11 protein-coding genes are annotated in these 13,308 nt (G+C 67.6%); all 11 read left to right on the top strand.

Going from position 1 to position 13,308, the window contains the following annotated elements; genetic code table 11:
• Window positions 1-3: 3 nt before the first annotated feature.
• The 11 genes from AB8619_RS04030 (at window position 4) to AB8619_RS03980 (ending at window position 13,305) form a co-directional block, all read left to right on the top strand.
• A complete protein-coding gene (locus AB8619_RS04030; protein WP_436795173.1) occupies window positions 4-798 on the top strand; it encodes a Cof-type HAD-IIB family hydrolase in 795 nt (264 codons plus the stop codon).
• Between the two features lie 67 nt (window positions 799-865).
• Window positions 866-1,471: an MBL fold metallo-hydrolase gene (locus AB8619_RS04025; RefSeq protein ID WP_436795172.1), complete on the top strand. Its 606-nt coding sequence runs from the start codon at window positions 866-868 to the stop codon at window positions 1,469-1,471.
• On the top strand, window positions 1,461-1,865 hold the full coding sequence (locus AB8619_RS04020; protein WP_436795171.1) for a hypothetical protein: 405 nt from the start codon (window positions 1,461-1,463) through the stop codon (window positions 1,863-1,865). Before AB8619_RS04025 ends, AB8619_RS04020 begins: the two co-directional genes overlap by 11 nt.
• A 36-nt stretch (window positions 1,866-1,901) precedes the next feature.
• A complete protein-coding gene (gene tatA, locus AB8619_RS04015) occupies window positions 1,902-2,075 on the top strand; it encodes a twin-arginine translocase TatA/TatE family subunit (protein ID WP_436795170.1) in 174 nt (57 codons plus the stop codon).
• A 151-nt stretch (window positions 2,076-2,226) separates the two neighbouring features.
• A complete protein-coding gene (sufC, locus tag AB8619_RS04010; protein ID WP_436795169.1) occupies window positions 2,227-2,988 on the top strand; it encodes a Fe-S cluster assembly ATPase SufC in 762 nt (253 codons plus the stop codon).
• A complete protein-coding gene (locus AB8619_RS04005; RefSeq protein ID WP_436795168.1) occupies window positions 2,985-4,217 on the top strand; it encodes a SufS family cysteine desulfurase in 1,233 nt (410 codons plus the stop codon). The genes sufC and AB8619_RS04005 overlap by 4 nt, the downstream gene beginning before the upstream one ends.
• Before the next feature lie 19 nt (window positions 4,218-4,236).
• Complete coding sequence (gene sufU, locus AB8619_RS04000; RefSeq protein WP_436795167.1) at window positions 4,237-4,755, top strand: Fe-S cluster assembly sulfur transfer protein SufU; 519 nt, start codon at window positions 4,237-4,239, stop codon at window positions 4,753-4,755.
• 117 nt (window positions 4,756-4,872) lie between these two features.
• On the top strand, window positions 4,873-6,627 hold the full coding sequence (locus AB8619_RS03995) for a hypothetical protein (RefSeq protein WP_436795166.1): 1,755 nt from the start codon (window positions 4,873-4,875) through the stop codon (window positions 6,625-6,627).
• The gene (locus AB8619_RS03990) at window positions 6,624-9,038 is read left to right on the top strand and encodes a branched-chain amino acid ABC transporter permease (protein WP_436795165.1); all 2,415 of its coding nucleotides are present in this window, start codon (window positions 6,624-6,626) and stop codon (window positions 9,036-9,038) included. Before AB8619_RS03995 ends, AB8619_RS03990 begins: the two co-directional genes overlap by 4 nt.
• Complete coding sequence (locus AB8619_RS03985; protein ID WP_436795164.1) at window positions 9,035-12,136, top strand: MFS transporter; 3,102 nt, start codon at window positions 9,035-9,037, stop codon at window positions 12,134-12,136. The genes AB8619_RS03990 and AB8619_RS03985 overlap by 4 nt, the downstream gene beginning before the upstream one ends.
• Window positions 12,133-13,305: a hypothetical protein gene (locus AB8619_RS03980; RefSeq protein ID WP_436795163.1), complete on the top strand. Its 1,173-nt coding sequence runs from the start codon at window positions 12,133-12,135 to the stop codon at window positions 13,303-13,305. The genes AB8619_RS03985 and AB8619_RS03980 overlap by 4 nt, the downstream gene beginning before the upstream one ends.
• The last annotated feature ends 3 nt before the right edge of the window (window positions 13,306-13,308 follow it).

Below are 13,308 nucleotides of genomic sequence, written 5' to 3'. Positions count from 1 at the left end.
TCCATGCCCGTCCGCCTCGTCGTCTCCGACCTCGACGGCACGCTCTTCGGCCCAGACCACCAGCTGACCGACCGCACGTGCGAGGCCATCGCGGCCACAGCAGCGAGCGGCGTGCGGTTCGTCGCCGCGACCGGTCGGAGCCATCGCACGGCGCTCCCCCGGCTGGCCCCCGCCCCGTCGATCGAGACGATCTGCGCGTCGAACGGGTCGGCGACCTGGGACGTGGCGGCGGGGGCGTTCACGGTGACGCGATGCATCGCCGACGAGACGTTGCCGGTCGTGGTCGACATCCTCCGCTCGTCCTTCCCCACCATGGCGTTCGGCTGGGAGTCCGCCGCCGGGTTCGGCTGGGATCCGCGATGGCTCGAAGAACGTCACCACAGCCCGGAACACGCCGATCCGGCATGGGAACCGGGCGAGTTCGATCCAGACCGCCATCGTGGACTGTTCAAGATCATGGCGTGGGACACCCGCCTGAAGATGGCCGAACTCGCCGCCGTCGTGTCGGCGCAGATGCCCGACGACGTGGTGTGCACGACGTCCGGTGCAGACTTCGTCGAGATCACGGGCGACGGCGTCGACAAGGCCTCGGCCGTCGCCGCGTGGTGCGAGGCGGAAGGCATCGACCGGAGCGAGGTCGTGGCCTTCGGCGACCAGCACAACGACATCACCATGCTGCAGTGGGCGGGGCACGGCGTGGCGATGGGTGACGCGCACCCCGACGTGCAGGCCATCGCCGACGAGATCATCGGGACCAACGCCGACGACGCCGTCGCCGCCTACCTCGACCAGATCTGACCGAACTCGACGTCGTCAGCGTCGGCCCCCGACGCTCAGGACGTCGAGAATCCGTAGGCTCGAGGTCATGACGCTCCACTGGGACGACGAGCAGGCCGAGATCCACAAGGTCGTGGTCGGTCCCTTCGAGAACAACGTCTTCGTCCTGCGCTGCAAGCAGACGGGCGACGCCGTGCTCGTCGACGCCGCGAACGAACACGACCTGCTGCTGGAGCTCTGCCGGGACCTCGGCGTGCGCCAGGTCATCGAGACCCACGGTCACTGGGACCACATCCAGGCCGTTCCTGCGCTCCGCGACGCCGGCTACAGCGTCCACGTCACGGCCGAGGACGCTGCGATGCTGCCCTCCTACGACGAGATCCTCGAGGACGAGTCGGTGATCGAGGTCGGTCGGCTCCGCCTCCACACGATCCACAATCCCGGACACACACCGGGTTCGATGAGCTTCCGCCTGGAGGGCTCGCCCATCCTGTTCTCCGGCGACACGCTCTTCCCTGGTGGACCCGGCAACACGAAGTCCGACGAGGGCGACTTCGACACCATCATCGAGTCGGTCGACCGCAAGCTCTTCACCCTCCCGCCCGAGACCCTCGTCCTCCCCGGGCACGGCGACGACACCACGATCGCGACCGAGCGTCCCCACCTCCAGGAGTGGATCGACCGTGGCTGGTGAGCCGCTCGACCGTCCGCTGCGCTACGACGAGCGCCCCACCGACGACACGCCGATCCACACCGCCGACCTCCCGCCGACGCCGGTTCGAGACCGCAACATCCCCGCCACTGCGTGGGTCGAGGCCCCGGACGATCTGTTGATCCTCGGCGACGATCTCCCCGGCCGACCCGTCGCGGAGTACAAGCGTCGCATCGGGCCATGGCTGCTCTGGCGTGCCGGACCGGCCACCAAGGCCGACGCCCGCTACTGGGCCGCACTGGCTGACGACCTGGCCGTCGCCCACACGATCGACATGCTGCCCGACGGCAGCGCCCGCGGCATCGGGCCCAGCGGCGCCACCCACACGCGGTTCCGCTCCTGGAAGGAAGACCTCCGCGACTCTTCTGGTGCGTGAATCATCCAGGTGAGGGTGCGGTACCGTAGAAGTCATATGAACCTCGGTGGCCCTGAACTCCTCATCGTCCTCATCGTCGTCCTCGTGCTCTTCGGTGGCTCCAAGCTCCCGAAGCTCGCTCGTTCCCTGGGCCAGGCCCAGAACGAGTTCAAGACCGGCTTGAAGGAAGGCGCAGCCAAGGACGACGAGGACAAGACGACAGAAGCCTGACGATCCGGGGGACGTCGTGTGACGTTCCGTCGACATCGCAGCCAACGTGGAGGCCCGGGCCGGCGCCCGGGTCTCGTCACGTCCGGATACGGGCCGAGAAAGTGCGGACGCGCATTATCACTACGGCCATAGTGCTAATACACTGGTCGGCATGTCTGCCCCGCTCTTCGAGATCCGCGACCTGCATGCCCGGGTGGCAGAACAGCCCGACGCCACGATCCTCCACGGCATCGACCTCACGGTCCAGCCGGGCGAGATCCATGCCATCATGGGCCCCAACGGGTCCGGCAAGTCGACGCTCGCCAACACCCTGCTCGGCAACCCCGAGTACGAGGTCACCGGTGGCTCGATCCTCCTCCACGGCGACGACATCACCGACTGGGACGTCGACGTCCGCGGCAAGGCCGGCATGTTCCTCGCCTTCCAGTACCCGCAGTCGATCCCGGGCGTCTCGGTCATCAACTTCCTGCGCCAGGCGCTGTCGGCCCGCAAGGGGATCGACCTCTCGGTCCTCGAACTGCGCCTGTCGATCATGGAGTGGATGGAGCGGCTCGACATGGATCCGAGCTTCGCCGACCGCTACCTCAACGAGGGCTTCTCCGGCGGCGAGAAGAAGCGCAACGAGATCCTGCAGATGGCGATCCTCGAGCCGGAGATCGCCGTGCTCGACGAGACCGACTCCGGCCTCGACATCGACGCCCTCCAGATCGTCGCCAAGGGCGTGCACGAGGTCCGGGCCGACCGCCCCGAACTCGGTGTCGTCCTGATCACCCATTACCAGCGGCTGCTCGACCATCTGCGTCCCGACGTGGTGCACGTGCTCGTCGACGGCCGGATCGTCGCGTCGGGCGGCATGGAGCTCGCCGAGAAGCTCGAGGCCGACGGCTACGACTCGTTCCGGGGTACCCCATGACCCTCGACGTCACCGCCATCAAGAAGGACTTTCCGCTCCTCGCCCGCCAGATCGGTGGATCGCGCCTCGTCTACCTCGACTCCGCCAACACGAGCCAGAAGCCCCAGTCCGTGCTCGACGCGATGGAGTCGTACTACGAGAACTCCAACGCCAACGTGCACCGCGGCACCTACAAGATCGCAGAGGAAGCGACGCACGCGCTCGAAGGTGGGCGCGCCAAGGTCCGGGCATTCATCAACGCTCCCGCCGACCACAACGTGGTCTTCACCAAGAACGCCACCGAGGCCCTCAACCTGGTGGCCCGGTCGTGGGGCACCAAACACCTGCGTGCGGGCGACGCGGTCGTGCTCACCGAACTCGAGCACCACGCCAACATCGTCCCGTGGCATCAGCTGGCCGAAGCCATCGGCATCGAGCTGCGCTGGATCCCGGTCACGCCCGACGGCCAACTCGACCTGACCGACCTCGAGCGCCTGGTCGACGGGGCCCGTGTCGTGTCGTTCTCGGCCATGTCCAACGTCCTCGGCACGCTCACCCCCGTCCAACGCATCGTCGACGCTGCGCACGCCGCCGGCGCCATCGCCGTGGTCGACGCCAGCCAGCACGTCCCCCACGTCACCACCGACGTGCAGGCGTGGGGCGCCGACTTCGTCGCCTTCACCGGCCACAAGCTCCTCGGACCCACGGGCATCGGCGTCCTCTACGGCACCGACGAGATACTCGAGGCGACACCGCCGTTCCTCGGTGGCGGCGAGATGATCCTCAACGTCACCAAAGAGGGGTTCACCCACACCGAACTCCCCTGGAAGTTCGAGGCCGGCACCCCGCCGATCGCCGAGGCCGTCGGACTCGGCGCTGCCTGCGACTACCTCTCCGCGCTGGGCATGGAAGCCGTGCGCGAACACGAGGTCGAACTCACCGCCTACACGCTGCGGTCGCTGACGGAACGCTTCGGCGACGACATCACCATCCACGGGCCTGCCGAACCGGCGATCCGTGGCGGGGTGTTCTCCTTCAGCTACCGCGACATCCATCCGCACGACCTGACCCAGGTGTTCGACCAGCACAACGTCTGCGTCCGGGCCGGGCATCACTGTGCCAAGCCGCTGATGAAGACCCTCGGCGTGAACGCCACCGCACGAGCCTCGCTCTACGTGTACAACGACACCGACGACATCGACGCCATGGCCGACGCCATCGAGGCCGCCGGCGACTTCTTCACCTTCTAGGACAGGAAACGCCAATCCGATGCCAGGACTCGAAGACCTCTACCGCGAGATCATCCTCGACCACTACCGCTCGCCCCGGAACAAGGGGGAGCTCGAGTCGCCTCCCGCGACACGCACCGAGGGATTCAATCCGCTCTGCGGCGACGAGATCGTCGTCTACCTCGACCTCGACCTCGACGCCGACCCGGTCGTCGTGTCCGACATCAAGATCGGTGGCCAGGGCTGCTCGATCAGCCAGTCGTCCGCGTCGATGATGTCGGCAGCGGTGAAGGGCAAGACACTCGCCGAGGTCAAGGAACTGACCAAGGCGTTCAAGGGAATGATGTCGATCCACGAGCAGTCACTTCCCGGTGAGGGCGAAGGCCTCGAGGAATCCGGCGACTCCGGCCTCGACGACGTGCCGGACGAGATCCCCGAGGACGTCAAGCTCGGCGACCTCGAGGCGCTGCGCGGCGTCGTGAAGTTCCCGGTTCGGATCAAGTGCGCCACCCTCTCGTGGAACACGCTTGCCCAGGGGATCGACGAAGCCATCGGCTGAACCTGGGCACCCTTCGATGGGACGCCGGACAGGGAATCGACAGCGCGGTGACGAAAGACACTACTGAGGCGCAACCAAGCGTCTCTGTCTTTCCATTCTCAGAGGGGTCGGACCCAAATGAAGCGCACTGTTGGCGCGCGGTATCTCCCGCTCGCAGCGATCGTTGCCGTCCAATTGTTGATCGTCGCGGTCGCACCGTCGACGATGAACAACCAGTCCGTCGAGACGGGCGCGGGAGGTGTCGACCCGAACTTCGGCACCCCCGGTGACGGAGCGAACGACTTCACCGACCCGGACACGGGCGAGGCAGTCGACGGACCGGAAGAGGTCGCGATCGACACCGGCGGTGACGACGGCGGGCCCGACATCGACTCCCCCGACGCCACGAACCCCGGCGATGAGAACAACGAGCAGGACCCCGGCACGGAAGGACCGCCGCAGGGCGACACCAGCCACTGTGCGGGCGATCGGCAGTTCGACCCGGCGATCGACTTCTACGCCCCGCCGTGCGTCGGCAAGTCCGACGGGATCAACCCCGGCGAGACCTACCAGGGCGTCACCGGCGACACCATCAAGATCGTGCGCTACTACGGAGCCGGGGACCCCGCCGTGAACGCCATCCTCCAGGCGCAGGGCACCTTCGTCGAGCCCGGCCAGCACCGGGCCTACGACGCCGTCGCTGCCAAGTTCATCAACGAGAACTACGAGTTGTACGGCCGCAAGGTCGAGATCAAGCTCTTCGAGGGCCGCTGCAACACCATCCCGCCCGACGTCAGCTGCCTCCAGGGCGAGATGCGCAAGCTCGTCCAGCAGGAGAAGCCGTTCGCCGTCATCTGGAACACCTCGCTGTGCTCGGCGTGCTTCGCGGAACTGTCGAAGCTCAAGGTGGTCAATCTCGGTGGCTGGAACTTCCGCGACGAGTTCGGCCAGCGCTGGCGTCCGTTCCACTACGACATCACTGCGAGTGGCACCCGCCTGGCACAACACGCCGGACGCTTCTGGTGCAACCAGTTGGCCGGCGGCAACGCCGACTACTCGCGTGGCTACAAGGGCAAGAAGCGCCAACTGGGTGTGATCGCGACCAACGACCCGGAGAACCAGAACGCCGTCGAGATCGACCTGAAGTCCGAACTCGCCAAGTGCGGCGAGAGCTACGGGAACCGCAAGTACTTCTACGAGCAGGACATCTCCACCGCCGATCAGCAGCGACGGGCCGGTGTGCTCGCCCAGCGCGGCAACGCCGTCGACCCCAACGACGACGCGACCTCGGTCATGTGCTTCTGCGACCTCGTGGCCCCGGCGTTCCTCTACCAGGAGCAGGACGTCCAGCAGTACTACCCCGAGAACATCATCACCGGCACCGGCTTCATGGACACCGACCAGTCGAGCCAGGCCTACGAAGGGTCCGTTGGTTGTCCCCAAGGGAATCCGTGCGCCTTCGCCGGAGCGTTCGGTTTCCGTTCGACCTCTGCTCCTCAGGAGAAGGCGAAGACGGGACGCGGCCACCGTGTCTGGACCGCCGCCGGCGGCGGCAAGCTCGGTTCGACGCCCTACGAGGACGCCGACACGAACTGGGACTACCTCAACCTCACGGCCTCGGCGATCCAGATGGCCGGCCCCAATCTCAACCCGGAGACCTTCGAGCAGGGCGCCTTCCGTCTGGGCGCCCGCGGCGACGCCACCCACGTCCTGCGCCAGATCAGCCCTGGCAACTACCAGTGGGCCCAGGACGTGATGCGGGTCTACTGGTCGTCGACCAAGAAGAGCCCGTACAACGGTGAGGCCGGGACGTACGTCTCACTCGACCAACAGCGGACGCGGATCGACGGCTGGACCAAGAGCAAGCTCGTGCTCCCGGCTGCGCCACGATGAGCCGCCTCGTCGAAACGATCCAGGCGCCGTTCACCGGTTCCTCGATCCGCGCCCAGGTGCTGCGGGTCGGCCTGGTCATCTTCGGGTTCCTGTTCGCGCTCGACACGCCCGGGTTGCTCAAGTTCTCCGGCGACGGGTGGACCGACTTCACCCCGGCGGGTGAGGGCATGTCCGGCGCCTGGGACGGCGTTCTCAACAGCCTCCCCACGATCACCAACGGTGGTTCCCAGGGGACGCTGTACGGACTGCTCGCCGTGGGATTGATCCTCATCTACCGGACCAACAAGATCATCAACTTCGCCGTGGCCGCGATCGGCGCGGTCCCCGCGGTCTTCGCCGTCCTCCTGGTCCTGACCAAGGGCGTCCCGTGGATCGTGGCGCTCCCCATGGCGCTGCTCGGTGGTGTGCTGTTCGGCGCGCTGACCGACATCCTCATCGTCCGCCGGTTCCGCGACTCACCCCGGCTGATCGTGACCGTCGCGACCATCGGCATCGCGCAGATCCTCGCGTTCATCAACCTCTACGTCCCCAAGTGGCTCGGCATCGACGGACTCCCTCCGGGCAACTTCTCCGACAAGACCCCCTTCGGCGGCCTGCGGATCACCAACAGCGCCGACGTCCTCTACGGCACGGGCAACAACATCGCGGCCCTCCTCGCCGTGGTCGGCTGCGCCCTCGGCCTCCAGTTGTTCTTCAAGCGCTCCAAACTCGGCATCGCACTGCGGGCGTCGGCCGAGAACGCCGACCGCGCCGGGCTCCTCGGCATCCCGGTCAAGCGTGTCCAGACGGTGGCCTGGGGCATCGCCGGTCTCTTCGGTGCAACCGTGATCTTCTTCCAGGCCTCGGTCACCTCGATCCCGCTCGACGGATCACTCGGCTACGGCACGCTCCTGTTCGCCCTGGCCGCTGCCGTGGTCGCCAAGATGGAGTCGATTCCAACCGCGGTGCTCGCCGGTGTGGCGATCGGCATCGTCGACTTCGCCACCGTGCAGAACGTGGGCGAATCGTCGATCTCGACCGCCGTGATGCTGGTCTTCATCCTCGTCGCTCTGATCTTCCAGAAGGGTGGCGGTGCCCGGGCCAAGGACACCGGTGTGTCGTCGTTCAAGGCGCTCCAGGAATTCCGTCCCGTGCCGCCCGAGATGCGCCACCTCAAAGAGGTCCGCATCGCCAAGATCATCTTGCTGGTGGCGCTCACCGCCGTCTTCGTCGGCGCCCCGTTCGTCGTCGGCGACGCCGACCTCACCCGACTCACGTTCCTCCCGATCTTCGCGATGGTGGGTCTCTCGCTGGTGGTCCTCACGGGCTGGGCCGGGCAGATCTCGCTCGGACAGTTCGCGTTCGTGGGCGTCGGTGCGGTCACCGCTGCGAAGCTCTTCGTCGACCACGGCTGGGATTTCTGGCTCACGCTCGGCGCCGCTGCCATCGCTGGCGCGGTCGTTGCCGTGCTCGTCGGTCTCCCCGCCCTGCGGGTCCAGGGTCTGCTCCTGGCGGTCACGTCGTTGGCGCTGGCAGCAGCCGCCGCCGGCTATCTGTTCGTCGACAAGAACGACAAGTACCGGGTCGGCCGCGCCATCCTCCCCTCGGGCGACGTCCTCGTGCCGGAACGACCGGTGCTGTGGGGCCGCGTCGACTACCGACTCGAGGCCCCGAACGGGTTCTTCTCGGGAGACCGCGGGTTCTACTACTTCTGCTGTGTCCTGCTGGTCATGATGTTCCTGGCCGCATCGAGCTACCGACGCAACCACGGCGGCCGCCTCCTCATCGCATCACGGGACAACGAGCGGGCGGCGCAGAGCTACTCGATCAGCATCATCCGCACCCGTCTCGCCGCCTTCGCGGTGTCGGGTGCGATGGCCTCGATCGCCGGAGCGCTCTTCTACTACCTCCTCCTCAACGTGAACTCCGAGGACTACGGCATCGCCAACTCGATCGACGTCTTCGTCGCCACCGTGATCGGCGGTCTCACCTCGCTCGGCGGAGCCATCGCCGGCGTCGTGATCGTGAAGGGCATCAGCCTGTTCGGCGAGGAAGCACTCGATGGGCTCTCGTTGCTCGTGACCGGACCGGGTCTGCTGGTGGTGCTCCTCTTCCTCCCCGGTGGGCTGGCCGAGGGTTTCTTCGCCCTGCGCGACCGCTACCTCCGCCACCTGGCCGGCAAGCACGGCCTGGTCGTGCCGTCGCTCATCGCCGACGTGCTCCGGGTCGAAGACCTCGACGACGACAGCCACGACTCGATCATCACGCGTGCCGAGCAGCACGCCGAGGAGATCGACCATGCCCAGGTCCTCGTGTGCCCGGTCTGCAATGCCGCATTCAGCCCGCAGGGAGCGCTCGACCATGCGCACTTCCGACCACAGCACGACGACGAGATCTGGGTGATCGACCCGGTCGAGGAGGCCCGATCATGACCGACGCCGCCGTCGAGAGAGACCTGCACATCGAGGTCGAGGACGAGGGCCTCGACATCCGTGGCCTGCGCAAGGCCACGGCCGGCTACTCGCTGGTGCCACTCGGCCTCCTGTTCACCCTCAACTTCGTCGACGAGTTCGACCGCATCGCGTTCGCCGCGCTGACCCCCGAGATCCGCAACGCATTCGGGTTGTCCGACACCGGCATCACTGCCGTCGCCGCGGTCACCTCGGTCTTCGCCCTCCTGGCCGCGCTACCGCTCGGGATCCTGGCCGACCGGACCAACCGGGTACGGATCTCCGTGGCCGCAGGCTTCCTCTGGGGCATCGCCGCCGTGGCCACCGGCCTGGTGTGGGCGGTGCCGCTGCTCTACCTGGTCCGCTTCCTCTCCGGCGTCGGTCGGATCACCAACGAGGTCGTCCACCCCTCACTGCTCAGTGACTACTACCCCAGCAAGGCCCACCCGCAGGTCTACGGCGCGCATCGGCTCGCCAACGCGGCTGCCCCGATCGCCGGGCCGATCGCCGGCGTCATCGCCGGTGCTGTCTCCTGGGAGGCCGCGTTCTTCGTGCTCGCGATCCCCACCGGCTTCGCGCTGCTCGGGGCGTTCCGCCTCCGCGAACCGAACCGTGGAGAGTCGGTCGACGCCGAACTCGCCGCGTCGCAGGCCGACAAGGCACCGATCGGCTTCGCCGAGGCCCGGAAGCAGCTCTTCGCGATCCCGACCCTCAAGCGGTTCTACTGGGGCGCGTTCTTCTTCGGGATCGGGACGATCCAACTCTCGACCCTGATCAGCCTCTACTTCGAGAACGTCTTCGACTTCGGTCCCGCAGCTCGCGGTTGGGTCCAGTTCGTCCTGGGTGCGGGAACCGTCACCGGCCTGGTGGCCGGTTCGCGACTCGCGGCGAACGAGGTCCGCAAGGGCAATCTCCCCCGACTCGGCTTCATCGTCGGCGCCGCCTTCAGCCCGTTCGCGCTGGGCATGGTCATCCTCGCCGCCGCTCCGGTCTCGGCCGTCGCCCTGGTCGGTGCGTTCGTCATCGCCATCGGCAACGGCGGTTGGCAGCCCTCGTACTTCTCGCTCCTGGGCACCGTGGCGCCGCCTCGTCTCCGCTCGCAGGCCTACGCCTTCGGCGTCATGATCTACGGCGCCGGCGGCCTCGCCTACGTCGTCGTGTTCGGCGCCTTCGGTGGCGAGGAGGGCAACTACCGCGGCCTGACCATCGCCATGGCGCTCATCACCGCGGTCGCCGGCGCCATCGGCATCTCGACGCAACGCTTCATCCAGGGAGACGCTGACAACGCAGCCAAGTCGCTGGCCGCGGCACAGGAGTTCGCGAAGGGCGAGGGAACCCCGATCCTGCGCTGCCGCGACGTCGACCTCAAGTACGGCACGGTCCAGATCCTCTTCGGTGTCGACATGGACGTCTACGAAGGCGAGATCATCGCACTGCTCGGCACCAACGGTGCCGGCAAGTCGACGATCCTCAAGGCGATCTCCGGCCTCGCCCCGCCCTGCGGCGGACAGATCATCTTCGACGGCGAGGACATCACCTACGCCGACGCGGTCGCCACCTCAGGCATGGGCATCGTCGTCGTTCCCGGCGGCAAGGCCGTGTTCCCCACCCTCACCGTCGCCGAACACTTCGAGTGCGGATCGTGGCTCTACGGCGACCAGGACCCGAAGGAGAGCAAGGCGCGCCAGGCCAAGGTGCTCGAGGAGTTTCCCCGCCTCCAGGAACGCTGGAACCAGCTCGCCGGCAACCTCTCCGGTGGCGAGCAGCAACAGCTCGCAGTGGGCATGGCCTTCGTCGCCAAGCCCAAGCTCCTGGTCATCGACGAGCTCTCGCTCGGTCTCGCCCCCACCATCGTCGAGCAACTGCTCCGCATGGTGCGCGAGATCCATGCCGAGGGCACGACCATCATCCTCGTCGAGCAGTCGATCAACGTCGCCTTGACCATCGCCACTCGTGCGTTCTTCATGGAGAAGGGCGAGGTCCGCTTCGACGGCAAGACCGAGGAGTTGCTCGAGCGGGGCGACATCCTCCGCTCGGTCTTCCTCGAGGGCACGGGCGGGAAGGCGTCCGAGAACGGAGCGGCGACCCCGGCCCAGGACCAGCGCGCCGCCGACGCTCTCGCCGCCGCCGTGTCCGACAAGGCCGGCGTCGACCCGGGCCAGCCCGTCCTGTCGGTCCATGGCCTGCAGAAGCGCTTCGGTGGCATCACCGCGACGAACGACGTGTCGTTCGACTTGATGCCCGGGCAGATCATCGGCCTCATCGGGCCGAACGGCGCGGGCAAGACCACGATCTTCGACGAGATCTCCGGCTTCTTGAAGCTCGATGGTGGACGGGTCGTCTTCCGTGGCCAGGACGTCACGAACTGGGCGCCCGAGAAGCGGGCGGCGCACGGTCTCGGCCGGTCCTTCCAGGACGCCCGCATCTTCTCGTCGCTCACCGTCTCGGAGAACATCGCCCTCGGCCTCGAACGTCACATCGAGGTCCGCGACCACCTGTCTCCGCTCCTCGGTCTCCCCGCGGTCTTCGATTCCGAGATGGACGTCCGGTACACGGTCGACGACCTGATCGAGTTGATGAACCTCGGCGACTACCGCAACAAGTTCGTGTCCGAACTGTCGACCGGTTCGCGACGCATCGTCGACCTGGCCATGGCCATCGCCCACGATCCGACGGTCCTGCTCCTCGACGAGCCGTCGTCGGGTATCGCCCAGAAGGAGACGGAGGCCCTCGGACCGCTCATCAAGCGCATCCAGCGGGAGGCCAAGTGCGCCGTGTTGGTCATCGAGCACGACATGCCGCTGATCACCAGCGTCTCGGACGAGATCATCGCGCTGGAACTCGGTGAGGTCGTGGTGCAGGGCGATGCCGAAACCGTCTTGAGCAACAAGCGTGTCGTCGACGCCTACCTCGGTGGCGACCTCGACATCATCAACCGCTCCGGAGGCCGCCCCGACGACGAGACGCTCGTCACCCCGGCGGAACATCTCGACCGGGCCACGCCACCACCACCGGAGGACGACGGACAGCGCCGCCGCCGTGAGCCGCTGGTCGCTCCCGGACGCGAGAGCGAACGATGACTCGCCGCCGCATCGCACGGCTCCTGGCGCTCGTCTTCGCCCTCGCCGCGTTGACCGTCGGGCTGATGCCGGTGACCTCGGGGGCCGAGGGTCCGCAGGCCACGGGCTGGTGGAGTCGACGGCTCCCCCTCACCGGTGACGTCGAGGGCCAGTCCGGAGCGCGCGCCGTGCCGTTCACGCCGACGCAGGAGGTCCCGACGGACCCGACGCTGCCGGTCGACACGACCGTTCCCGGTGGCGGCCCGGTGACCACGCCCCCACTCCCGGTCCCGGTCCCCACGGTGCCCGAGCCACCGGTCACCATCCCGAACGACCCCGGCCCGGGCACCCCGAACCCGACCGTTCCCGACGGCGGGCTCTGGGTGGCGAACGATCCCTCGGGCCCGGTGGCGATCTCCGCGATCCGGTATCGCGGAGACATCGGTGCCGGCGAACTGACACTCCAGTTCGCTCCCGGTTCGACGACCGTCGGCCGGATGGTCGCCTGCCCGGCGCTCAGCACGTTCGCACCCGGCCCCGAGGGGGCATGGGGAGATCGGCCCGCCCACGACTGCGATCGGCTCGCGATGACGGGTCGACTGTCGGCAGACGCGACGTCAGTGGCGTTCACCATCCCCCAGGGGTTCCTCCCCTTCGGGGAACGGGTCCTCGACATCGTGATCCTTCCCGACCCGAGCACGGGCGACGTCTTCAGCGTCTACTTCCAACCGCCCGGCGACGACAGCATGGACGTGAGTCAGGGACAGGAACTCCCGCCACCGGTCGCCGAGCTCCCCGAGATCGACTTCGGCAACCTTCCCGAGCCGCTCGTGCCGTTCGACCCGGTGAGCTCGTTCGGGTCGGACTCGCCGACGTTCTCGTCCGACGGGAGCGGGATCGTGCCCGACGACGACGCCGGCGACGCCGAGTTCGCCTCGCCACTGCCCGAACCGATCGCGCAGATCCTCGAACCGTTCGTCGAGAGTCGCGCCGGTCGGATCATCGCCGTGCTCACGCTCCTCCTCCTGGGAGGCGCGCTCTGGTACTTCGGAGGCGCTCCGGTCCGCCCACCGCGGCTGCTGGGCGCACTCGCGGTGGACACACCGGCGATCGTCGACCAACCGAGCGACACCGGACGCGGCATCGGACGCTTCCGACGAGACCGGGTCGATCGGCCACATCGGCTCTGAGCC

This window comes from Actinospongiicola halichondriae, assembly GCF_049103745.1.
GTDB lineage: Bacteria > Actinomycetota > Acidimicrobiia > Acidimicrobiales > Salinilacustritrichaceae > Salinilacustrithrix > Salinilacustrithrix halichondriae.
The sequence above is the reverse complement of the archived record's forward strand: the minus strand, read 5'-3'. Positions and strand labels throughout refer to the sequence as shown.

Bases quoted from the DNA above. Each gene is read 5' to 3' on its own strand.
- sufU (WP_436795167.1), top strand. From the start codon at position 4,237: ATGCCAGGACTCGAAGACCTCTACCGCGAGATCATCCTCGACCACTAC.
- AB8619_RS03990 (WP_436795165.1), top strand. From the start codon at position 6,624: ATGAGCCGCCTCGTCGAAACGATCCAGGCGCCGTTCACCGGTTCCTCG.
- sufC (WP_436795169.1), top strand. From the start codon at position 2,227: ATGTCTGCCCCGCTCTTCGAGATCCGCGACCTGCATGCCCGGGTGGCA.
- AB8619_RS04025 (WP_436795172.1), top strand. From the start codon at position 866: ATGACGCTCCACTGGGACGACGAGCAGGCCGAGATCCACAAGGTCGTG.
- AB8619_RS03980 (WP_436795163.1), top strand. From the start codon at position 12,133: ATGACTCGCCGCCGCATCGCACGGCTCCTGGCGCTCGTCTTCGCCCTC.
- AB8619_RS04030 (WP_436795173.1), top strand. From the start codon at position 4: ATGCCCGTCCGCCTCGTCGTCTCCGACCTCGACGGCACGCTCTTCGGC.
- AB8619_RS04005 (WP_436795168.1), top strand. From the start codon at position 2,985: ATGACCCTCGACGTCACCGCCATCAAGAAGGACTTTCCGCTCCTCGCC.
- tatA (WP_436795170.1), top strand. From the start codon at position 1,902: ATGAACCTCGGTGGCCCTGAACTCCTCATCGTCCTCATCGTCGTCCTC.
- AB8619_RS03985 (WP_436795164.1), top strand. From the start codon at position 9,035: ATGACCGACGCCGCCGTCGAGAGAGACCTGCACATCGAGGTCGAGGAC.
- AB8619_RS03995 (WP_436795166.1), top strand. From the start codon at position 4,873: ATGAAGCGCACTGTTGGCGCGCGGTATCTCCCGCTCGCAGCGATCGTT.